Raw genomic sequence first — 21,241 nt, 5'->3', positions numbered from 1 at the left:
TCGCCGCCGGCCGGCAAAGGGGAAAAGCCCATCATGCCCTTCAGCAGCAAACCGTCCGAGCCCATCCGCCAGCTTCTTGCCGGCATCAAGGCATTCCGCGCCCGCTATTACGAGCGACGCCCCGACAGCATGCGGCAGCTGGCGACCGAAGGGCAGCACCCGGAAGTCCTTCTGATCGGCTGCTCCGACAGCCGCGTCGACCCGGCGCTGCTGACGATGGCGGAACCCGGCGAGATGTTCGTCGTGCGCAACGTCGCCAACCTCGTCCCGCCCTACCAGCCCGACGGCGCCTATCACGGCACCTCGGCCGCCATCGAATATGCGGTCAAGGCACTGAAGGTGTCGGAGATCATCGTGCTGGGCCATGCCAAGTGCGGCGGCATCCAGGGCCTGATCCGGCTGCGCGCCGGGCAGAAGGCGGAGGACGATTTCGTCTCCCCCTGGGTGTCCATCGCCGGTTCCGCGCTCGACCCCTATGTCGGACCGGAAGGCTCCGAACAGGCGCGCGCCGATGCGGAGAAGCTGCAGAACACCCCGGCGGTGATCGAACGCGCCGCGGTCCGCGCGTCGGTCGAGAACCTGATGACCTTCCCCTTCGTGCGCGAAGGGGTGGAGGCCGGCACGCTGAACATCCATGGCTGGTGGTTCGACATCGAGTCGGGCGAGATGTGGGCGATCCATCCCGTCACCCGACTGTTCCAGCCGGTCGAGTGAGCGGCTCGGCGAGCCGTTTCAGGCCAGGAAGCGTTAACCCGAGCGCCGGCACGGGATTTGCCGGCCCCCTGCCCTGTTGAGGGCGAAGGAAGAACTCTCCTTCGCAATCCTCACAAGGGAAAGGGACTGCCATGAAGACCGCGCTCCGCTTTGTGATCGTCGCCGCCGTACCGCTGGCGCTCGCCGCCTGCAACCAGACCAGCAGCAACAGCGGTGGCGGCGGGCTGTTCGGCAACAGCGGCGGCGGGCTGTTCGGGTCGGGAGATTCCGACTCCTACGCCCGCAACGGCCGCTGCGACGACCCGCGCTACAACACCTCAAACGGCGGCCATGCCGAGTCCGGGACCGACGATTACGACTGCTCCCGCTACGGCAACGGCCTGAAGCGCTGAGCCAGCGCCGCCAGTTCCGCGGCCATGCGCCCGGCGACCGCAGGCCAGTCGCCGGGCGCCGGCTGCCGGAACAGGCGGGCGGTCGGATACCAGGGGCTGTCGTCACGGCCGGTCAGCCAGCGCCAGTCCGCCGAGAAGGGCAGCGCCACCCAAAGCGGCACGCCCAGCGCGCCGGCGAGATGGGCCGGCCCGGTGCAGGACGACACAACCAGGTCCAGGTTCGCCATGATCGCCGCGGTGTCGGCGAAGTCCGAGATGGCGGACCCCAGATCGGTGAAGCTCTCCGGCAGGACGCTCTCGGCGAGGCCGGCACGTCCAGGCCCCATCTGCAATCCATAGAACCGGCAGCCCGGCACATCGAACAGGCCACGCAGACCGGCGAGCCTGGGCGAGCGCTCCTCGTCGCCGAGAAACCGCGGGTTGCCGGCCCAGACGACGCCGACACGCAGCGCGTCCTGCCGCCCCAGCCGCTTCCCCCAGCGGGTGACCCGTACCGGGTCGGGGCGCAGATAGGGGATATCGGAGGGCACGCTGTCGAGGCCGGTGGCAAAGGCGTGCGGCAGGCTCATCAGCGGACATTCGAGATCGAAGGGCGGCAGCGGATCGCCACGGGCGATGACCTGTGCCGCCCCCTCAAGCCCGGCCGTCAGGGGCAGCAGGGGCCGCTGCACCTCCAGCACCACCCGGCCGCCATGGGCCGCCACCAGCGGGACATAACGCAGGAACTGCAATGTGTCGCCCAGCCCCTGTTCGGCATAAAGCAGGATGGTGCGACCGTTCAGCGGCTCGCCCTGCCATTGCGGTTGAGGGAACGGCCGCCAGGGCGGATCGGCATGGCTGTCGCGGCGGCGCCAGTCGAACTCGGGCCAGCCGCGCCGGTAATCGCCGACCATCAACCGGGCGAAGCCGAGATTCCAGTGCAGACCGACATCCTGCGGCCGGTCGGCCAGTGCGTGTTCAAACGCGACGGCAGCCTCCGCCGGGCGGGCCATGGCGATCAGGGCGATGCCCCGCGCCGCATGGACCGACGGGCCGGGTCGCAGGCGCTCCGCCATGGCGAAGGCGTCCAGCGAGTCCGGGAAGCGGGCGAGCTTGGCCAGGACGGCGCCCAGCACCTCCCACGGCTCGGCGGCATTGCGGTCGAGGGCCAGCGAGTCACGGGCGGCGGACTCGGCTTCCGCCCAGCGGCGTTGGGCTGCCAGGGCCGCGGCAAGGGTCGCATAAGCAACAGCGGACCGGACATTCAGACTCAGCGAGCGACGGGCGCAGCGTTCGGCCGACCGCGCATCGCCGCAGGACAGCAGGGCGGCGGCCCGGTTCGCCAGCGCGTCGGCATGGTCGGGCGCCAGGGCCAGCGCATGGCCGGCGGCCGTCAGCGCGGCCGGCACCTGCCCCAGCCTGCGCAACGCACCGGCGCGACTGGCATGGGCATCGGCGAGGTCCGGCATCAGGCGCAGCGCCCGGCCATAGTGCCGCACGGCGTCGTCGAGGGCGCCGGCGGACTGCTCGACACCGGCGAGGTTCGACAGCCCGCCGGCCCCGTCGGGACGCAACGCCACCGCAAGGCGCAGGCACCGATGCGCCTCCGCCTGCCGGCCGGTCTGGGCGGCGAGCACCCCCAGAAGCTGCATGGCGTCGGCATATTCGTGGTCGGCACCGAGGATTCGGCGGTAGATGTCCTCCGCCTCTGCCACACGGCCCGCCTGATGGTGGTCCAGCGCGATCAGCAGAGCCTGCGACAAAGTAACCATCGGGACTCTTGTGAAGTGATGGAGGGAGTAACGGGCTTGCTGCCAGGAACGGGATCATGCCTCTTCGAAACCCGTCCGGTCCAGCCGGGCCTGTGCCTGAAATCGTCGCAAACGGTCACAGAATTGGGATTTTCCCTGGATTGTCATGACGCTGACGCATCGTTATTGTCCGCGCCGTTCTTCGAGGAGCGGATCATGACCACCCGCCCAATCCGGGCACTCTGCCACTCCGGCCTTCGCCGGGTTATTCTCGCCGCCGCCCTGACCGTCTGTTTCGGGACCGCCGCCGTACAAGCCAATGAAGGCGCCAAGCCGAACGGCTGCCCGTGGTCCCAGGACGTGACGCTGGAGATCAACGGCAAGACGCTGACGCTGAAGCAGGATGTCTTCACCACCACCAGCGCCGAACCGATCGAGATCGAGGCTTTCAAGGTCGTCCCGCTGGTCGACCAACTGAAGCTGCGCATCATCGGCCCGAAGGGGCGCGAGTGGGAGGCGGCGCTGACCCGTCTGGTCAGCGGCAAGCGGTGCAGCGCCTTCTATGCCGGCAAGCCGGTGCTGGTGTCCAACACCGTGCGCGATCCGAACGAGCTGATCCTGAACCGGTAGGTCAGTTCCCCAGCACGTCCGGCAGCACCCTTACCAACTCCTCCAAAGCCGGGTCGCCGCCGGGCACCAGCAGCACCATGTTGGCGGCGGCGAGTTCCACGCCGCCGCCCGGCTGCGGGGTGAAGCCCGCCGCGGCGAACAGGCGGTCCTGCTGGACCCGCTCGGCCTCCAGTTCCGCGGCCTTCATGCGGCGATAGAAGGCGTCGTCCTCCGCCTTGGCACGGCGGCGCAGAGCGCGCAACGGACGCACAACCTCCTCCCGCCAGCCGGCGACCGCCCCGTCGATACGGGTCAGTTCATCGGCCGACAGGCGGATGCCGCATTCCAGGCCGGCCCAGGCGGCGAACAGCAGCACATTCACGTCGACCCCGCACCGGTCCTGAAGGGACAGGCAGCAGGCCGGCACTCCCGGCCGCCCATAGACGGCCAGGGAGAAGTCCCAGAAGGGATTCGCCGGCATTTCGCCCATCGCCTGGATCAGTCGCCGAAGCTGATGTTCAGGCCGCGGGCCGTCTTCACCAGCGCGCCGTCCAGCTCGACGCAGGAGTAATGCTCGATCGCCTCGGTGATCGGTACGTCGATGACGCCGCGGTTCGACCAGGCGACCATGCGGTTGAACTTGCCCTCCGCGATCAGGTCGACGGCATGGACGCCGAAGGCCGAGGCGATCAGGCGGTCGCGCGGGCTGGGCATGCTGCCACGCTGGACATGGCCAAGCACGGTGACGCGGGTTTCGGCTCCGGTGGCGTCGGCGATCTTCTCGCCGATATAGTCGCCGATGCCGCCATAGCGCTTCTCGCCGCCCTGAAGGATCTTCTTGACCCCGGTGCCTTCCAGCGTCTTCACCGCCTCCGACACCACGACCAGGGCGAAGTTGCGGCCGGAGTCGCGGACGCTCTGGATTTTGGCGGCGATGCTTTCGATGGAATAGGGGATCTCCGGGATCAGGATCACGTCGGCCCCGCCGGCGATGCCGGCCGCCAGCGCGATGTGGCCGGCGTCGCGGCCCATCACCTCCAGCACCATCACGCGGTGGTGGCTGGCGGCGGTCGGTTGCAGGCGGTCCAGCGCCTCGACCGCCACGGCGACGGCGGTGTCGTAGCCGACCGATACCTCGGTCTTGCCCAGGTCGTTGTCGATGGTCTTGGGCACGCCCACCATTGGGAAGCCGCCCTTCTGTGCCAGCTTGTGCAGGATGGCGAAGCTGCCATCGCCGCCGATGCCGATCAGCGCGTCCAGCCCGAGTTCGCGGTAGCCGCCGATGATCTCGTCGGAGCGGTCCTTCAGCGTGCCGTCGGGCATCGGATAGGCGAAGGGGTCGCCGCGGTTGGTCGTGCCCAGGATGGTACCGCCCTGGCGCATCATGTGGCCGTCGACGGAGCCGAGATCGAGCGTCTGGTACTGCACCGGGCGCTGGAGAAGGCCCTGGGTGCCTTCCTTGATGCCCAGCACCTGCCAGCCATAGCCGGTGGCGCGGTGGACCACCGCACGGATGACCGCGTTCAGCCCGGCGCAATCGCCGCCGCTGGTCAGGATGCCGATGCGCTTGCCGGCTTTATTAGGGGCAGTCATTGAGGGTTTCCCGTCCCGTTCGCCTGTTCGTTGAAATGGACCACCATGTTACCGGAACAGAACTTTCCCGCAATCGTTGCCCGCATCCGCAAAGGGGGCATTCCGCCGGCCACATTCTCTCTGGCGCGACGACAGGCATGCCAAAGGGCCGAGCCGGTGGTTTGCCGGTGCCGTGCCGTCGGAAATCTGGTATAGTCCGGCCCGCCCAGCCAAGGGTCACCCGCAAGAGCACCCCCGTCCCACCCGGGGCAACGGCCATTCCTAACGGGCGCGATGAACGAGCAAGAGATTTTGAAGGAAAAGCTGGCGAGCTTGCGCAGCGAGCACCGCGACCTGGACGATGTCATCGCCAGGCTGGCCGAACGCGCGCCTTATGACCAGTTGCAGATGCAGCGGCTGAAGAAGCGCAAGCTGATGCTGAAGGACCAGATCATGGTCCTGGAGAGCCGGCTGCTGCCGGACATCATCGCTTAACGGGACACGCAACGCGCGTTAGGCCGTCATCCCCGCGAAGGCGGGGATCCAGAACTCCGGGTCAAGCGTTTCGAGAGGCTGGATTCCCGCCTTCGCGGGAATGACGGTCGGCTTGAATGACGGGCTGGCCGGGAACTGACGCGTCACCCCTTTTTCGGCACCGTGAAGAACTGGATGCCCATCTGAAAGCTGCGGGCGATGTTCTCGGCCTTGCCGATCAGGAAGTTGGCGCCTTCTGCCGGCAGGACCTCGTGGGCGGTCTGGCGGAACAGGCCGAGCCAGCGTTCGAAATGCGGCGGCTCCAGCCCCAGCGAGATGTGGACTGGCATCGGACGCCCGTCGTAGCGCTGGGTCAGCAGGGCGATGGACGACCAGAAATCCATCATCTTGCGCAGATGCGGCTCCCAATCGGTGATGGCGCGGCCGAAGATCGGACCAAGCTCCTCGTCCTTCATGATCTTGCCGTAGAAGGTCCGCACCAGCGTCTCGATCGACGCCTCGTCGATGCCGACGGCGGCCATCCGTTCCTCCGCCATGGCGGCGCGGATGTCGCGGTGTTCCTTGCGCTGGGTGTCGCCGAGGTCTTCGCCGGAAACGGAGTCGGTCATGCGATGGGTCCGCCAAGTGAATTGAGCAGGGTCTATCCAGTCCATATAAGGCGGCACCATAAGTGGAACCATGTTCCGCCGGAAGGGCCGGAATGTCGCAGCCGCAGGGTGGGATTCGCGGGACGCAAACGCCAAGGAGCGGCGCCGCCTCTGGACAGAAGCCCGACTCTTCCTATAATGCGCCGCTTTCCGGACCTTGAGGAAAGCGCCAGGCCGTGACCGCCGACCACTCCCCCAACAGCACCGCTTCGGCTACCGGCGCCCAGCCGCTGGTCGGCATCATCATGGGCAGCCAGTCCGACTGGACGACGATGAAACACGCTGCCGACACGCTGGCGGCGCTGGGCGTCCCGCACGAGGTCCGCATCGTTTCCGCCCACCGCACCCCGCACCGGCTGGTGGAATACGCCACCACCGCCAAGGCGCGCGGGCTGAAGGTGGTGATCGCCGGGGCCGGCGGCGCCGCCCATCTGCCGGGCATGGCCGCGTCGATGACGCCGCTGCCGGTCTTCGGCGTGCCGGTCGAAAGCCACGCGCTGAAGGGCATGGACAGCCTGCTGTCCATCGTGCAGATGCCGGGCGGCGTGCCGGTCGGCACGCTCGCCATCGGCAAGGCCGGCGCCATCAACGCCGCCTTGCTGGCCGGCTCGGTCATTGCCCTGATGGACCCGGCGGTGGCCGACGCGCTGGACGGCTGGCGCGCCCGCCAGACCGCCGCGGTCGCCGAAGCCCCCGTCGACGATCCTGCCTGACAACTGGCCTGATAACTGGCCCGGACAACTTGAAAGCCTCACCGTCATGACCGGCACCCCATCCGGCACTCCCCTGCCCCGCCTCGCCCCCGGCTCCACCATCGGTATGCTGGGTGCCGGCCAGCTCGGCCGGATGACGGCGCTGGCCGCGGCACGTCTGGGCTACAAGACCCATGTCTATGCCCCGGACGCGGCCGACAGCCCGGCGGCGCAGGTCAGCGCCGCAGCGACCGTTGCCGGCTGGGACGATCTGGAGGCGCTGGAGCGCTTCGCCCGCTCGGTCGATGCGGTGACGCTGGAGTGGGAGAATGTGCCGGTCGCCACGGCCGAGCATCTGCGTCGCTTCACCAACCTGAACCCCGGCCCGAACGTGCTGTCGGTGGCGCAGGATCGCATCGCCGAAAAGAGCTTCGTCAACGCGCTGGGCATTGCCACCGCCCCCTGGCGCGCCGCCAGCAGCGCCGCGGAGGTTGCCCGCGCGGTGGCCGAGGTCGGTCCGCGCTGCGTTCTGAAATCGACGCGGCTCGGCTATGACGGCAAGGGACAGGCCCGGTTGAACAGCGGCAGCGATCCGGCAGCGGCCTGGGCCGGCATCGGCGGCGGCAAGCCCGGCGTGGAGGGCATTGTGGAAGGCTTCGTCACCTTCGCCTGCGAAGTGTCGGTGATCGTCGCCCGCAGCGGCGACGGCGCGATGGTCGCCTATCCGGCGGTGGAGAACCGGCACAAGGACGGCATCCTCGACGTCACCGTCGCGCCCGCCGCACCGGACAAGGTGTCGGCGGCAACCGCGGCGGAGGCCGACCGCATCGCGCGGCGCATCGCCGAGGCCCTGGATCTGGTCGGCGTGCTGGCGGTGGAGATGTTCGTCACCGCCGACGGCGCCGTGCTGGTCAACGAGATGGCGCCGCGCCCGCACAATTCCGGCCACTGGACGATGGACGCCTGCGCCACCTGCCAGTTCGAACAGCTGGTCCGCGCGGTCTGCGGCCTGCCGCTGGGCTCGGTGGAGCGGGTGGCCGATGCCGAGATGACCAACCTGATCGGCGACGACGTGCTGAGCTGGCCGGATCTGCTGGCCGAACCCGGCGCCCGCCTGCACCTGTACGGCAAGGCGGAAGCCCGGCCCGGCCGCAAGATGGGCCACGTCAACCGGCTGTTCCCGCGGCGCTGACGCCGGCACCACGGCAAAAGCCGAAAGGCCCCGCGACCATTACGGTCGGCGGGGCCTTTTTCATTTGGATGGGGGGCTCGGTCCCGTCGCCACCGAAGTACAGCCACTGCACGCGCTGCGCCGGTGGATGGACATCACCGGTTTCTCGACCGCGACGGGACGGCTGGAGAATGACGGTTGAGCCTGCCCGGCTCAAGGCAGAAAAAGCGCAACCTGAAGGCGCAAGCAGCGTACCGCTTCGAAGACAACCAGACGGTGTTTCGGGCTCCAGCCGGATATGGCGCCGCTCACAACGGGTATGACACCCCACAGTCGGGCAAATCCGCGGTCCTCAGGAAGCGGGCATTCCATCGCCACAACCTTTCGGAGGTAATCACCGGCCGGCGTTCGGAATAAGCCTGATTTCCGCTTTTTGGTTGCGGTTCCGACATTTACGTTCAGCCAACGGTAATCGGGCGCATAGCCCACATTGCTGAACAGATATCACCTTTTATAACAAACATATCGGCAGCCGGCATGAGAAGGCTGAGACAATAAGCCAATCTGGAGATCCGAAATGCGCTTTCCAGTTCTCGACGGCTGGCGCGGCTTATGCGCTTTGTTCGTCGCACTATTTCATTTCAACGCCGCAGGGCATTTCTACCTCGTTCCGTTCGTTCGCGGCAGCTATTTGTTTGTGGACTTCTTTTTTGCTCTCAGCGGTTTCGTCATCACCCACGCCTATATCCACCGCCTGAACTCGACCGCGGACGGCAGGCGTTTTCTGGTGAGACGCCTTGGCCGGGTCTGGCCGCTGCATGCCGCCACCCTGATTGCCTTCATTCCGCTGGAGATCGTGAAGGCACTGGCGGTCAGCGGCGAGACGGCGGCCTTCACCGCCCGCTTCGCGCCGTCCTCCATTCTCAGCAACCTGTTCCTTGTGCACTCCCTGGGTATCGAGGACGGGTTGACCTGGAACATTCCGAGTTGGTCGATCAGCGCCGAGTTCCTTGCTTACGTCAGCTTCGCAGCGCTCTGCCTGCTGGCCCGCCGCAGATGGCTGGTGACGGTATCGGCGGTGGCGCTATCGGCTGCCGGTGCCTTTGTGGTCATGGGATGGTCGGACCAATACATAGACACCAGTTTCGACTTTGGATATTTCCGCTGCCTCTATGGCTTCTTCACCGGCCATGTGGCGTATCGGCTGTTCCAGGCGGCCCGCGATGCCGGATTGCCCAGACTGCCGATGCGGCTGCCAATAGCCGGTTTACTCGAAGGTCTCAGCCTTGCCGCGGTCGTCGTCTTCGTCGCCACAGCCCGCGGGAATGCCCTGTCCTATGCCTCACCGCTGCTGTTCGGTTTGATCGTCTGGGTGTTCGCCTTCGAAGGCGGAGTTTTTTCACGGCTGCTGGCAATGCGGCCCCTCCAATGGCTGGGCGCCCGCTCCTACTCCGTCTACATGGTGCATGCGCTGGTCATCGCGCTGTATGAGAAGGCGGCGGTCGCGATGCAAAGGCTGTCGGGCCAGCCGATGTTCGTCGAGCAGGCGACCGACGGTGCCGAAGACCGGCTGATTTCCTTCGGTTCCACCTGGATGACGGATCTTCTGGCACTCGCCTATCTGGGCACGGTGGTCGCGGTCGCCAGCCTGACCTACCGGTTCGTGGAGATACCCGGACAATCCAGCTTCAACGCACTGCTGCTGAAGCGGCGAAAGTCCGCGGTCCGGCCGGCGGCGATGGAAGTTACCTGACCTTCTAACCATGATGCATGGCGAGGCGACTCCGGTGGAAAAGACCCGATAGGGCCGCCGGCTCATGCCGGATACCATCGACAACGGTCATTCTGATACCGGAACGATTTCGTCAATCTCCTGGTAACGTTATTTATCGCAACCATGAGCACCCGGCGAAGTTACTCCCGGTAGTTCGCATTTGCGAGATAGATGTCTCAAATTGTCGCGTCCAAGTCGGACGAAGGTCATTTCCCATCGATGCGGCTTTTATCTCGTATCGATATTGGTTACTCTCTGTTGCATTCAGGAAGAAACTCTATAAACTTTGATGTAATTTGTAGCCGGATGACGATGCCCTTGTCGCAGGAAAGCGCAGGTCGCTCCCCTTCCCCGATCGGACCGGCCGTCACCCCGGCCTCCGGCGCGGCCGGTCATCGCCGTCCACAGTCCAGCCGCGACCGCGACCGCTTCGTCGGCTTTGCCTTCGCCGCCGCCGATCTGCTGATTGAATCGGATCCCCAGGGCAACATCCTGTTTTCCGCCGGTGCCCGCTGCCGGCTGACCAAGGGCGAGGTCGGCGGGCTGGTCGGCAGCAACCTGATGGAGGTTGTGGCCCCCGGCGACCGCAAATACGTCCATGTCCTGTTTGACCGCATCCGCGAAAAGGCGCGGATCAAGCCGTCGCGCGTGATGTTCCAGGCCTTCGACGGTCAGCAGTTCCCGGCACTGCTCGGCGGCTGCCGGCTCGACTCCTGTCCCGGTTCCCTGTTCCTCACCGTGCTGCTGACCGCTCCGGCCCGTGGTAATGGCGGCAGTGGGGCTGTCACGGCGGCCCAGGGTGAACTGCTCGACCAGTGCGGCTTCGCCGGCATCTTGGAGGAGCGCATCCACGCCGCGCGCGAACGGGGACTGGAGCAGGGGCTGACCCTGCTGCTGGTCGAGGGGTTGCAGGCGATGGTGGACTCGATGCCGGAGGGAGCGGCGGCCGAGGTGCGCGAGGGCATCGACGCCTATCTGCGCGGCATCTCCGCCGACGGCGACAGCGCGGGGCAACTGACCGGCGACCGCTACGGCATCGTGCATGCCGCCGACATCGACGGGCGCGAGGTGCAGGGCCACATCGCCCAGATCATCGAGGCGGCGGGCGGTGCCCTGCCCGGCGGCATCCGGTCCTGGACGCTGGACATGGCCGACGACCGGCTGGACGCCGCGGATGCCGCCCGCGCGCTGGTCTACACCGTGCAGGCCTTCGCCTCCGCGCAAGGCGGCGAGTTCACCATCTCTAGCCTGGAGGATGGTGCCAACCGCCTGATGGCCGGGGCGGTGGAGCGGATCGGGCAACTGCGCGCCACCATCGACAACCGCGACTTCATCGTCGTTTACCAGCCGATCGTCGACATCGGCACCGGCGCCGTCCACCATCTGGAGGCGCTGACCCGGGTCGAAGGGACGAGCTCGCCGGCCGATTTCATCACCTTCGCCGAGGATGTCGGGCTGATCTACGACTTCGATCTGCTGCTGACCCGCACGGTGCTGGACACGCTGCAGGAGTTCCGCAAGGAACCGAAGCTGCCCGACGTGGCGATCAACCTGTCGGCCAAGACGCTGATGAGCCCGATCTTCTTCAAGCAGTTCCAGGCGGTCGTCGCCCCCTACGGCGATCTGGCCGCGAAGCTGCTCATCGAAGTGACGGAAACCGTCGTCGTCACCGACATCGCCAAGCTGAACGAGGTGTTGCAGAAGCTGCGCGAAAGCGGCTTCCGCATCTGCCTCGACGATGTCGGCGCCGGATCCACCAGCTTCCAGTCGCTGTACGGCATCCAGGCCGACTATGCCAAGATCGATGGCAAGTTCGTCCGCGGTGCCGTGAACAGCCCGCGCGACATGGCAATGCTGCGCAGCATGGTCGATGTCTGCCGCCAACTGGGGCTGGAACTGATCGGCGAGCAGGTGGAGGAGACGGTGCACGCCGAACTGCTGAACGGCTTGGGCGTGTCGTTTGCCCAGGGCTTCCTGTTCAGCCGGCCGTCGAGCGACTTCGCCTATTTCGCCAAGGACTGGTCGAAGGTGCGCAGCGGCGGCAAGGTGCTGCTAAAGGGCTGAGGCGCCGTGATCGCTGGAATGCCGGTACCGTCTCAGGCCAGGGCCGGGGACCGGCCGAAGCCCTCGAACACGCCCATTTCGTCGATGCTGTGGACCTGCTCGAGCCGATTGCGGGCCGCGTTCAGAAGTTCCCGGTTGCGGGCCAGCGTGTCACGGCCGGCATAACCATCGCGCAGGTGAACGCGGTTCAGCAGAGCCTCCGCCTGATCGAGGGCTTCCATGATGGTTAGTGCAGTATCGGCGTTCATTTTCGCCCTCTCGTTCCCTGAGCCGCGCCGACATGCTGTCGTGCGATCCTTGATGAACGGACCTTAGCTGCCGCAACTCGCCATCAGGTAGAGGATATTTGGTCACATGCACAAGAAAACGTGTGGGATTTTATTTATTATTTCGCTTTGCTTGAATCGTTTCTCTCCAACCACTGGGTCTGTACGCGGATGACCTTCTCGGTGGCGGAAAATGCCTGACGGCGGGTGAGAACGAAAACGACGCCGCTGGACGCCGCGATCAGCGGAATGGGACCGATGATCCAGACCAGGGCCGCCAATGCGAAGTAATAGGCGCGGATGCCCCCGTTCAGCGCGACGATGGCCAGGGTCAGCGCCTCGCTGATGGTCTGGGCGATCTCCCGGCGGTCCTGTGGCGGCACCGGCGGCATCGGCGCAGAGCCGATCAGGGCACAGCAGTAATTGTACTGACGCAGCGCCCAGGTGAACTTGAAGAAGCCGAAGGTGAAGATCACCACCATCAGCAGCATCTTGATCTCGAACATCTGGTGCGAGGTCGCAACGGCGAAGGACAGGTCCGATATCAACTGCTGCGCCCGCTCCGCCGCACCGAAGGAGCCGATCAGCCCGGCCAGCACCAGCATGTTGGTGGAGGCGAAGAAGGTGCAGCTGTGCATGGTGTGGCCGAACAGCTGCGCGTCCATGATGCGGTTGTCGCGCTCCAGCATCCGCTCGATCCAGTGGCGGCGCACGATCCGCAGATGCCGGTTCACCACGTTGCGCCCGGCCATCAGATGGTCCTGGGTGACGGTGAAGCCGACCCAGGAACCGATGAACCAGACGAAGGCGATGATGTCGAGCGTGGTGACGTCTGGCGGCATGGCGGCGGGGTCTTGGCAGGGTGATGAGGGGGTCAGGCACCCGTGTACGCCGGCAATGGGCGGGTGTCCACCTGCGGGTATCCGAGAGGCCCCCTACTCCCCGCGCCCCTGCACCGCCTTCAGCACGTGGACGCGGATGGCGCTGGACAGGTTGCCGGTCCGGGTCTGGTCGATCTCCTCGATCAGGGCATTGACCGACAGGCCGCGGGATAGCGCCACCGATTTCAGGGCGTCCCAGAACTCTTCCTCGAGGGAGACGCTGGTGGGATGGCCGGCGATCAGGACCGAACGCTTCTTCATGGTCACGCACGCATCGCAGTGGGAGATGGGGGTGGTCAGAGGAAGGCCGGTGCGGCCGGGATAACTCACCCCCACCCTAACCCCAAGCTTAGCCTGGACCAACCATCCGTTCGGGGCGAACCCATTGATCGAATTGCTCATCCGTCAGGAGTCCGAGTTCCCGCCCGGCCTCCTTTAGACTTGTCCCTTCCTTGTGGGCTTTCTTGGCGATCTTCGCCGCATTGTCATAGCCGATGTGGGGGTTCAGCGCCGTCACCAGCATCAGGCTGTCCGACACCAGCTTGGCGATGCGCTCGCGGTTGGCCTCGATTCCCACCACGCAATTGTCGGTGAAGCTGTTCGCGGCGTCGGCCAGCAGGCGGATCGATTGCAGGACGTTGAAAACGATCACCGGCTTGAACACGTTCAGTTCGAAATGACCGGTGGCGCCGGCGACGGTCACGGTGGTGTGGTTGCCCATCACCTGGGCGCAGACCATTGTCATCGCCTCCGACTGGGTCGGGTTGACCTTTCCCGGCATGATGGAGGATCCCGGCTCGTTCTCCGGCAGCGACAGCTCGCCGATGCCCGAGCGCGGACCGGAGCCAAGCAGGCGGATGTCGTTGGCGATCTTCATCAGCGAGACCGCCAGCGTGTTCAGGTGGCCGTGCACGTCGACCAGCGAATCGTGGGTCGCCAGCGCCTCGAACTTGTTCTCCGCGGTGACGAAGGGAAGGCCGGTGAAGGCCGCCACCTCCTCGGCGAAGGCTTCGGCGAATCCCGGCTTGGCGTTCAGTCCGGTGCCGACCGCGGTGCCGCCCTGGGCCAGCCGGTAGAGCTGCGGCAGCGCGCCCTTCACTCGGCCGATGCCGTAGGAGACCTGGGCGGCATAGCCGGAGAACTCCTGCCCCAGCGTCAGCGGCGTGGCATCTTGGAGATGGGTGCGGCCGATCTTGACGATGTCCTGGAAGGCGTCGGCTTTGGCGTCGAGCGCCGTGCGCAGATGCTCCAGCGCCGGGATCAGGCTGTGCACTATTTCGTCGGCCGCCGCGATGTGCATGGCGGTGGGGAAGCTGTCGTTCGACGACTGCCCCATGTTGACATGGTCGTTGGGATGGATCGGCGTCTTCGACCCCATGGTGCCGCCCAGTCGCTCGATGGCGCGGTTGGCGATCACCTCGTTGGCGTTCATGTTGGTCTGGGTGCCAGAGCCGGTCTGCCAGACCACCAGCGGGAAGTGATCGGCCAGCTGGCCGTCGATCACCTCGTCCGCCGCCTCCATGATGGCGGCCCCGAGTTTCGGATCGAGCACGCCCAGCTTCATGTTGGCGGCGGCGGCGGCGCGCTTCTGGATGCCCAGCGCGCGCACCAGCGGCACCGGCATGCGCTCTCCGCCGATGCGGAAATTCTGAAGCGAGCGCTGGGTCTGCGCGCCCCAGTAACGGTCGGCCGGAACGTCTATGGGGCCGAAGCTGTCGGTTTCGGTGCGGACACCGCTCATGGTCGGACCTTTCCTGATCGCCGCTTTTGGTCACGGGTGGGACGGGTTGCAAATTCCCCCGCCCCGCCTGATCTTTGCGGTGGATCCCGGAACGGCAAGGGCCGGGAATGCGCAGGCCAGGGCCACGCTCCAAGCGGGAGCTTGAGCGACTCGGCGGAAATCCTCGCTATTCACTCGAATTTGTTCTTGTTGCGTTCGCTGTTCTTCCGTACGATTTTCTCAACGATCCGCCGCAAGACCGGCGGCTGTCGACTGTGATTGGGACAGCGATTGGGGGAACAGGATGGACGATCTGGCATACGACCATGTCCGCGCCTTCATTGCCCGGACGCGCGTTGCTGAGATGAAGAGCCGCGGCTGGCGGGTTCTCGGCCCCGGTGAGGAGGGATCCCTGCTGATGGAAGGCCCGATGCTCGCCGGCCGGACCGCGGTTCTGGACGAGCCCATTGGCGGGCTCTTCGACGATCTGATCGCCCGGGCCCTGGAGCGCGCCGATGCCCGCGATCGCACCGCCGCCCGCCGCGCCGCTTGAGCGACTTTTCCGAGAGGCAGCATTTTCAGGGGCTTGCACTTGCCCAACCGGGTTGGCGGGACTGCACCCTTTGATAGTCCCTCCCTCCAATTCCCTCAAGCGATTTGAGCAACCGGGCGTAGCGGCGCGTGTTGTCATCGTGCATGCTACCCGCCAGGGCATCCAACGGTGATCGATAGCAGCAGGTCTTCAAACGTCGTCATAGTCGTTTTGAGGTAACTCTTGCGGAAGGTAGTAGGCAACGCGACCATAGATCGGAAGTACCCCCGAAGATACCACCTGCCGCATAGTCCCGTTAGGAAGTCTTTAACCGACCCGATGGCTTGATAAGGCCATCGGGAACGCTCAGGCCTAGGGAGATTTACATGATCGGCGCCGTCAACTCGAAGAAGATCAACGCCTCCTCCGCGGCCCATATCGCGCTTCTCGACCAATTCATCCGATTGACGCAAGACACCATCGTCGAACAGGACGATGCCTTCGTCCGCGACAGCTTGGTCGATCTTCTGTCGAACCTGCGCAGCGAGCGTGCAGACTACGCCGAGATCATCGGCGTTTCCGCGTTGAACCGCGCCGTCTGATCCCCGCCTTTTACTCTTCCCCGGTACCGACTTCCGCCGCAAGGCCGGAAAGGGCCTCCCCGGTCAGGCGATAGGGAAGCCATTCCTTCATCTGGCGGAAGCCGACCCGGTCGTAGAAGTCACGCGCCGGGTTCCAATCCAGAACGCTCAGATCCACCCGGCGGTAACCGCGCTCTACCGCGCGCTTCGCCACCGCGGCCAGGAGCTTGCGGCCGACGCCGTAGCGCCGGGCGTCGGGCGTGACGTAGAGATCCTCAACATAAAGGCCGGGCCGTCCCTCCCAGGTGGAGAAGTTGCGGAAGGTCAGTGCGAATCCGACAGGCGCGCCGTCCAGTTCGGCGATCAGCGCCTCGAACACCGGCTGCGGCCCCCAGCCGTCGCGGCGGAAATCCTCCTCGGTCGCCTTGACTGCATCGGCCTCGCGCTCGAACTCCGCCAGTTCGCGGACGAAGCGCAGGATGGTCGTGCAATCCTCCTCGACGGCGGGGCGGATGGTGACGGTCGGCATGGGCGGCGGGCTCCCTGATGATTTGCCAAATGGCATTGGGCGCAAAACGAAACGGGGAGCGGACCATAGCCCGCTCCCCGCACTTTCGCATCCCCGTTAAACCGGATGTCGTCAGTCGTCGCCGCCGCCCTTCAGATCCAGGATGCTGCGCAGTTCCTGCACGCGGCGCTCGGCGCTGTGTTCGGCCAGCACCCGCTTGCGCGCCCGGCGGCCGAGGTCGGTCAGGTGGTTGCGCGGCAGCATCATCGCCGTGGTCACGTCGTCGGTCTGGGCGGCGACCAGGATCTCGCGGCCGGGCTCGAAGAAGCTGTCCAGCCCCTCCCACTGATCGGCGACAATGGCAGCCCCGCAGGCGGCGGCCAGGAACAGCCGGGGCGACGGGCACCAGCCGATCCGGCGCTCGTCGTCTCGGGCCAGCGTCAGCGCGAGGCTGGCCGAGGCCAGCACATCGGCATGACGCGCCGGGTCGAGGTCGGGGAAGGTCAGGATGTTGGAGGCGCGCGGCACGCCATCGGGCAGATCGGCGCCGACCAGCGCGAAGCGCCGGCGGGTCAGCCGCTGGGCCGGGTCGATGAAGAAGCTGTCCAGCCCCTCGCGGATGCCGTCCGGCCCACCGACGATGCAGCAGAGATCGGCCAGATACTCCCGCTTGAAGTCGCCGGGCTTGTCGGCCTCCGGCACGATCCAGGGATAGAGCGGGGCCACCGACTCCGCCCCCGCCTTGGCACGGTAGCGGTCCAGCGCCGGCCCGCCGCAGGAGGCGAGCACCATGTCGAAGCCGGCCAGCCCGTCGGCCGGCAGGTGTGCCACCGCCTCTCCCGCTTCCAGTGCCGTCAGGCTGACCGCGGCTTCCGGATCGTAGAGCACGCGGCGCGGTACCTTGGACTGGCGGACAAGGTCGGCGGCAAGGCGGGCGTCCGGCCCCTGCGCCACCACCAGCGCCACGCCGGCATCGTCCGCCTGTGCCGTGGCCGCCAACGCCACCTCGTCCCAGGCGCCGTAGGACAGCACCTCGCCGCCGGGAATGGTCCAGGGGACAGGGGAGCCGGGGCCGGCCCGCTCGACCGCGACGACGCGATGGCCGCGGATCGCCAGCCCATGGATCAGCGCGCGCCAGCGCATGCTGTGCCCGCCATCCTTGCGGTACCCGTTGGTCAAGCCCCCGTTGGTCAAGCCGAGGATCACGATTTTCATGGCGTCGGCACCCTTGGCGTTCCGCGGCGGGAAGCCGCTTCCCGATGGAAGCGCTCCCAGATCAACGCGATTGGAGAAGGTGGTGTTCCGGCTTCCGGCCCCGTCCCGGCAGCCCTGCCCAAGACGACGTCAACCTGGACAAATCCGGCCGGGTTCGGCACCTGGAGACAGGGCTTTGCCGGACGGGGTTTGCGAAAGCGTTGCATTGAAATTTGATATGGACCGGTCCGGCGGCCCTGCAAGCGTATACCCCTCGCAATAGGCGTTTCCCCGACAGGGCTGCCCATTTGACGGTTGAGCCTTGCGGCCGGGGGCCTTAGGGTCACGGCCCGGTTTCCCCTCCGATCACGGTCGAGCGCATGCGACTTCCGTTCCGTCATCCCGCCCGCCTCCTTCTCGCCACCCTGCTGATGGCCGGCTGCCAGAGCACCGGAGCCACCGCCCCGGTCGCAACCGCTGCCTCGGCACCCGGCACTGCGACGGCGGCCGTCCAGCCCGTGGCGCAGCAGCCTGCCTCCTTCCCGGAATGGCTGGCGGCGCTGCGTGCCGAGGCGCTGGGCCAGGGCATCCGTCCGCAGACCTTCGACCGCGCTTTCCAGCGGGTGAAGCTGTCCGACCGCGTCGTCGAACTGGACGGCGCCCAGCCCGAGTTCACCCGGCAAGTGTGGCAGTATTTGGACAGCGCCGTGAATGAAAAGCGCGTCCAGGACGGCCGTCAGAAGTTGCAGGAGCATGCGGCGTTGCTTTCCCGCATCACCCGCCGCACCGGCGTTCCGGGAGAGATCCTGGTCGCCTTCTGGGGGGTGGAATCGGACTTCGGCAAGTCGACCGGAAACTTCTCGGTCATCGACGCGCTGACGACGCTGGCCTTCGAAGGCCGCCGCGCCGCCTATTTCCGGTCGGAGCTGCTGGCCGCCCTGCGCATCCTCGATTCCGGCGACATCGCGCCGGAGCGGATGACCGGCTCCTGGGCCGGCGCCATGGGCCAGACCCAGTTCATGCCGACCGTCTTCCTGCGCAACGCGGTGGATGAGGACAATGACGGCCATCGCGACATCTGGGGCAGCATGCCCGACGTGCTGGCCTCCACCGCCAAGTTCGTGCTGGCCAACGGCTGGCGACCGGGTGAGTCCTGGGGGCAGGAGGTGCAGCTGCCCGACGGCTTCCCCTACGATCAGGCGGAGCTGAGCATCACCAAGCCGCTGTCGGAGTGGCGCCGGCTGGGCGTCCGTCCGGTGGACGGCAGCGATCTGGGCGGCGAAGGCACGGCTTCGGTGCTGGTGCTTGCCGGGCATCGCGGGCCGGCCTTCCTGGTGCGCGACAATTTCCGTGCGATCATGCGCTACAACCCGTCGACCAGCTATTCGCTGGCTGTCGCCATACTGGCCGATCGCATGACCGGCAAGCCCGGCGTCCGTGGCCCCTGGCCGCGCGAGGAACAGGCGCTGAGCCGCGACGAGCGCATCGACCTGCAACAGCGTCTGGCGTCGCTGGGGCTGGAGCCGGGCGCCGCCGACGGCATCGTCGGGGCGAACACCCGCAACGCGGTGCGCCGCTTCCAGGCGTCGGTCGGGGAGATCCCGGACGGCTTCGCCACCAAGGCCCTGCTGGAGCGGCTGCGCCAGCGGTCGTGAGGATAAGGCTCTGACGGGTGGTGGGGCTTATCGCCCAGCTACCCCCTCGCCTCCCATGCCGCCGCGCAGCAGGCCCCAGGCGGCCGGCAGCAGGAACGCTGCGATCCCGGCGCCGACCAGCGCGTCGGGCGCTCCGTCCAGCAGAAACCATGTCGCCGCCAGCCCGGCCAGCCCGGCGAGCAGCGGTAGCACATCCCTGCGCGCGCACAGCCAGATCGCCCGCAGGGTCAGCGTGCCGCGCCGGCCGGCGAACAGCAGGGTCGCGGTCGCCACCGTCACGCCGATGGCCAGCAGCAGGGCCAGGCTGGCGAGCGGCACGTCGGGGATCGCCATGTCGGCGATGCTGCGCCCGGCCGTCACCACCAGAGCCACCGCCGCCACGGCCAGCGCCACACCGTGAAGAGTCGACAGGCGCGCGCGCCAGTCCGGCCGCCGCCCCAGCCCGACCAGCGTCACCGCATGCCCGGCAGCATGGCTCAGCACCAGCAGGGCCGCCGCCCACAGCGACACCGCCTGCGTCGCGTTGGCGCTGGCGAGCAGCAGGGCACCGAGCAGCCCGTTCACCACCATCGCCATCCGCATCGTGTGTTTCAGATCGTTCGACCCGCCGGAGGGGCGGGAGGTCCCACAGCCAAGGGATCCGCCGCCACAGGAACCACCACCGCAACCGCCGTCCATCGCACCATTCCTCCCGAGTGACCGAAGGAAGGAATCATAGGAGCGTGCAGGCCGCACGTCCATATTCATCAGAATTTCCTGATATGAATGTTTCCGTAGCACCGCCGGGAAGTCCGTATCGAAAGAGGTGATTGCTCGGCCGGGCTACTCTTTCGAACGGCTGCGGGGATAACCCTGTCCACCCAACGGTGCATGCCCTGTCTCATTGGTCGCTTACCCGTCCCCCTCCCATGAAAAGAGCGGGGGCGAGGCGGATATGGGGACGGACACAGCCGCATCATCGGAACCACTCCATGACGAAGCGACCCGCCTCCCCGATCAAGATCCTGATCGTCGACGACAATCCGCTGTTGCAGCGGGCGCTGAAGGACATGCTTGGACTGTGGGGCGTCGGCCAGATCACCGCCGTCGGCAACGGGCAGGAAGCCAAGGACGCGCTGCGGCGCGAGGTCTATGACCTGATGGTGACGGACTGGGTGATGGAGCCGGTCGGCGGCGCGCAGCTGGTCCAGTGGATCCGCCAGTCGCCGGGCAGCCTGCGGCCCAGCATGCCGATCATCGTGCTGACCGCGAATGCCGACCTCGCCACCGTGCGCAGCGCCTGGGATGCCGGCGCCGATTCCGTGCTGGCCAAGCCGGTGCCGGCCGCGACGCTGGCCCGCCGCATCGACGCGGTGCTGAACCGCCGCGACGGCGCGCCCCGCAGCGGCGGCGCGGAATCCCGCGGCGATTCCACGCGTCCCGCCGGCCAGGGCGGCGCATCGGCGGCAGGCCTGCCCGCTCTCCAGCCCGGCTCCCGGCCGGCCGGCCCGCGCCCCTCGATGGACGGTACGGCGCGGTTGCCGCCCCCCATTCCCCCGACCGCAATTCCTCCGGTGGTGCCCCCGGCCACGGCATCCGTCATGCCGCCCGACCGCGGCGGCGCCGCCATGCGCAGCGACGAACCGAAGCGGGTGCGGCTGATGCTGGCGCTCGACAAGCTGGAGGCGGCAATCGAGCGGCCCGACCCGATCGGCAGCCGGCTGCGCCACGCCCTGTCGGACGTGCAGATCGCCACCACCGGCGATTCCGCCGCGTCGTCCGTCGTCGCCTCGCTGTCCACCTGCGTCACCTGGGTTGAGCCGGACGTCGAGGGCTATGTCGATGCGCTCCAGGCCCATGCCGCGGCCCTGCGCTGGCTGGCGGGATCGGACGGCGGCACACAGTCGATGGCGGTGGCGCTGTGCCTGATCCGCACCCTGCGGGCCAGCGTCCGCACGCTGGCCGCGCGCGGCCACAGCGATTTCGGTAACTGGCCGGACGGCGGCAGCCCGACCTCTCCGGGCAAGTCCCCCCTGACGGGGCGTTGAGTCCCACCCCATATCGT

The 21,241-nt window shown here is 67.0% G+C and carries 23 protein-coding genes; 12 read left to right on the top strand and 11 right to left on the bottom strand.

Going from position 1 to position 21,241, the window contains the following annotated elements; translation table 11 throughout:
• Nucleotides 1-33 precede the first annotated feature (33 nt).
• Nucleotides 34-714, top strand: a complete 681-nt coding sequence (locus tag ABNQ38_RS15565) for a carbonic anhydrase (RefSeq protein WP_109452532.1) — start codon at nucleotides 34-36, stop codon at nucleotides 712-714.
• A gap of 131 nt (nucleotides 715-845) precedes the next feature.
• A complete protein-coding gene (locus ABNQ38_RS15560) occupies nucleotides 846-1,106 on the top strand; it encodes a hypothetical protein (RefSeq protein ID WP_377809196.1) in 261 nt (86 codons plus the stop codon).
• Here ABNQ38_RS15560 and ABNQ38_RS15555 read toward each other — a convergent pair.
• Nucleotides 1,082-2,857 carry a hypothetical protein gene (locus tag ABNQ38_RS15555; RefSeq protein WP_377809195.1) on the bottom strand — a complete coding sequence of 592 codons (1,776 nt, stop codon included), beginning with the start codon at nucleotides 2,855-2,857 and terminating at the stop codon, nucleotides 1,082-1,084. The two genes, ABNQ38_RS15560 and ABNQ38_RS15555, sit on opposite strands and share 25 nt — an antisense overlap.
• Before the next feature lie 195 nt (nucleotides 2,858-3,052).
• Here ABNQ38_RS15555 and ABNQ38_RS15550 point away from each other — a divergent pair, with 195 nt between their 5' ends.
• Nucleotides 3,053-3,466 carry a hypothetical protein gene (locus ABNQ38_RS15550; RefSeq protein WP_377809194.1) on the top strand — a complete coding sequence of 138 codons (414 nt, stop codon included), beginning with the start codon at nucleotides 3,053-3,055 and terminating at the stop codon, nucleotides 3,464-3,466.
• A gap of 1 nt (nucleotide 3,467) precedes the next feature.
• On the opposite strand, the gene ABNQ38_RS15545 is transcribed toward ABNQ38_RS15550, so the two are convergent.
• Together ABNQ38_RS15545 and ABNQ38_RS15540 are read right to left on the bottom strand one after the other, a co-directional pair.
• Nucleotides 3,468-3,926, bottom strand: a complete 459-nt coding sequence (locus tag ABNQ38_RS15545; protein WP_377809193.1) for a TIGR02444 family protein — start codon at nucleotides 3,924-3,926, stop codon at nucleotides 3,468-3,470.
• 17 nt (nucleotides 3,927-3,943) lie between these two features.
• Nucleotides 3,944-5,038, bottom strand: coding sequence for an ATP-dependent 6-phosphofructokinase (locus ABNQ38_RS15540; RefSeq protein ID WP_109096817.1), 1,095 nt, complete (start codon nucleotides 5,036-5,038; stop codon nucleotides 3,944-3,946).
• A gap of 273 nt (nucleotides 5,039-5,311) precedes the next feature.
• On the opposite strand from ABNQ38_RS15540, the gene ABNQ38_RS15535 reads away from it, so the two are divergent.
• Nucleotides 5,312-5,512, top strand: a complete 201-nt coding sequence (locus ABNQ38_RS15535) for a YdcH family protein (protein ID WP_012974357.1) — start codon at nucleotides 5,312-5,314, stop codon at nucleotides 5,510-5,512.
• 143 nt (nucleotides 5,513-5,655) lie between these two features.
• On the opposite strand, the gene ABNQ38_RS15530 is transcribed toward ABNQ38_RS15535, so the two are convergent.
• On the bottom strand, nucleotides 5,656-6,120 hold the full coding sequence (locus ABNQ38_RS15530; protein WP_246307229.1) for a group III truncated hemoglobin: 465 nt from the start codon (nucleotides 6,118-6,120) through the stop codon (nucleotides 5,656-5,658).
• Nucleotides 6,121-6,335: 215 nt separating this feature from the next.
• On the opposite strand from ABNQ38_RS15530, the gene purE reads away from it, so the two are divergent.
• The 4 genes from purE (at nucleotide 6,336) to ABNQ38_RS15510 (ending at nucleotide 11,860) form a co-directional block, all read left to right on the top strand.
• Nucleotides 6,336-6,872 (top strand): 5-(carboxyamino)imidazole ribonucleotide mutase, encoded by a 537-nt coding sequence (gene purE / locus ABNQ38_RS15525; protein WP_174471927.1) that lies wholly within the window; start codon nucleotides 6,336-6,338, stop codon nucleotides 6,870-6,872.
• Nucleotides 6,873-6,918: 46 nt separating this feature from the next.
• Nucleotides 6,919-8,043 (top strand): 5-(carboxyamino)imidazole ribonucleotide synthase, encoded by a 1,125-nt coding sequence (locus ABNQ38_RS15520; RefSeq protein ID WP_377809192.1) that lies wholly within the window; start codon nucleotides 6,919-6,921, stop codon nucleotides 8,041-8,043.
• A 556-nt stretch (nucleotides 8,044-8,599) separates the two neighbouring features.
• Entirely contained in the window at nucleotides 8,600-9,775 is a 1,176-nt protein-coding gene (locus ABNQ38_RS15515) for an acyltransferase family protein (RefSeq protein WP_377809191.1), read from the top strand.
• A 333-nt stretch (nucleotides 9,776-10,108) separates the two neighbouring features.
• The gene (locus ABNQ38_RS15510) at nucleotides 10,109-11,860 is read left to right on the top strand and encodes an EAL domain-containing protein (RefSeq protein ID WP_377809190.1); all 1,752 of its coding nucleotides are present in this window, start codon (nucleotides 10,109-10,111) and stop codon (nucleotides 11,858-11,860) included.
• Nucleotides 11,861-11,892: 32 nt separating this feature from the next.
• Here ABNQ38_RS15510 and ABNQ38_RS15505 read toward each other — a convergent pair whose 3' ends face one another.
• From ABNQ38_RS15505 to fumC, 4 genes are all read right to left on the bottom strand, one after another.
• On the bottom strand, nucleotides 11,893-12,108 hold the full coding sequence (locus tag ABNQ38_RS15505; RefSeq protein ID WP_377809189.1) for a hypothetical protein: 216 nt from the start codon (nucleotides 12,106-12,108) through the stop codon (nucleotides 11,893-11,895).
• Between the two features lie 137 nt (nucleotides 12,109-12,245).
• Nucleotides 12,246-12,968 carry a DUF599 domain-containing protein gene (locus tag ABNQ38_RS15500; RefSeq protein WP_377809188.1) on the bottom strand — a complete coding sequence of 241 codons (723 nt, stop codon included), beginning with the start codon at nucleotides 12,966-12,968 and terminating at the stop codon, nucleotides 12,246-12,248.
• Between the two features lie 93 nt (nucleotides 12,969-13,061).
• Nucleotides 13,062-13,268, bottom strand: coding sequence for a ribbon-helix-helix domain-containing protein (locus ABNQ38_RS15495; RefSeq protein ID WP_376959508.1), 207 nt, complete (start codon nucleotides 13,266-13,268; stop codon nucleotides 13,062-13,064).
• Between the two features lie 88 nt (nucleotides 13,269-13,356).
• Entirely contained in the window at nucleotides 13,357-14,748 is a 1,392-nt protein-coding gene (gene fumC, locus ABNQ38_RS15490) for a class II fumarate hydratase (RefSeq protein ID WP_377809187.1), read from the bottom strand.
• 283 nt (nucleotides 14,749-15,031) lie between these two features.
• Here fumC and ABNQ38_RS15485 point away from each other — a divergent pair, with 283 nt between their 5' ends.
• Both ABNQ38_RS15485 and ABNQ38_RS15480 read left to right on the top strand, forming a co-directional pair.
• A complete protein-coding gene (locus tag ABNQ38_RS15485) occupies nucleotides 15,032-15,280 on the top strand; it encodes a hypothetical protein (protein ID WP_377809186.1) in 249 nt (82 codons plus the stop codon).
• Between the two features lie 365 nt (nucleotides 15,281-15,645).
• Complete coding sequence (locus ABNQ38_RS15480; protein WP_098739627.1) at nucleotides 15,646-15,861, top strand: hypothetical protein; 216 nt, start codon at nucleotides 15,646-15,648, stop codon at nucleotides 15,859-15,861.
• Between the two features lie 10 nt (nucleotides 15,862-15,871).
• Here the strand turns inward: ABNQ38_RS15480 and ABNQ38_RS15475 are convergent, their stop codons facing one another.
• Together ABNQ38_RS15475 and ABNQ38_RS15470 are read right to left on the bottom strand one after the other, a co-directional pair.
• A complete protein-coding gene (locus ABNQ38_RS15475; RefSeq protein WP_377809185.1) occupies nucleotides 15,872-16,369 on the bottom strand; it encodes a GNAT family N-acetyltransferase in 498 nt (165 codons plus the stop codon).
• A gap of 111 nt (nucleotides 16,370-16,480) precedes the next feature.
• A complete protein-coding gene (locus tag ABNQ38_RS15470) occupies nucleotides 16,481-17,563 on the bottom strand; it encodes a glycosyltransferase (RefSeq protein WP_377809184.1) in 1,083 nt (360 codons plus the stop codon).
• A 359-nt stretch (nucleotides 17,564-17,922) separates the two neighbouring features.
• Between ABNQ38_RS15470 and ABNQ38_RS15465 the strand changes: the two genes are divergently transcribed.
• Nucleotides 17,923-19,197: a lytic murein transglycosylase gene (locus ABNQ38_RS15465; RefSeq protein ID WP_377809183.1), complete on the top strand. Its 1,275-nt coding sequence runs from the start codon at nucleotides 17,923-17,925 to the stop codon at nucleotides 19,195-19,197.
• A gap of 27 nt (nucleotides 19,198-19,224) precedes the next feature.
• On the opposite strand, the gene ABNQ38_RS15460 is transcribed toward ABNQ38_RS15465, so the two are convergent.
• Nucleotides 19,225-19,779, bottom strand: coding sequence for a hypothetical protein (locus ABNQ38_RS15460; protein ID WP_377809182.1), 555 nt, complete (start codon nucleotides 19,777-19,779; stop codon nucleotides 19,225-19,227).
• A gap of 389 nt (nucleotides 19,780-20,168) precedes the next feature.
• Here ABNQ38_RS15460 and ABNQ38_RS15455 point away from each other — a divergent pair, with 389 nt between their 5' ends.
• A complete protein-coding gene (locus ABNQ38_RS15455) occupies nucleotides 20,169-21,224 on the top strand; it encodes a response regulator (RefSeq protein ID WP_377809181.1) in 1,056 nt (351 codons plus the stop codon).
• Nucleotides 21,225-21,241: the final 17 nt, after the last annotated feature.

This window comes from Azospirillum sp. A29 (assembly GCF_042604625.1).
GTDB classification, from domain to species: Bacteria; Pseudomonadota; Alphaproteobacteria; order Azospirillales; family Azospirillaceae; genus Azospirillum; species Azospirillum palustre.
Note: the sequence above shows the minus strand (reverse complement) of the source record. Positions and strands in the feature narration are given on the sequence as shown.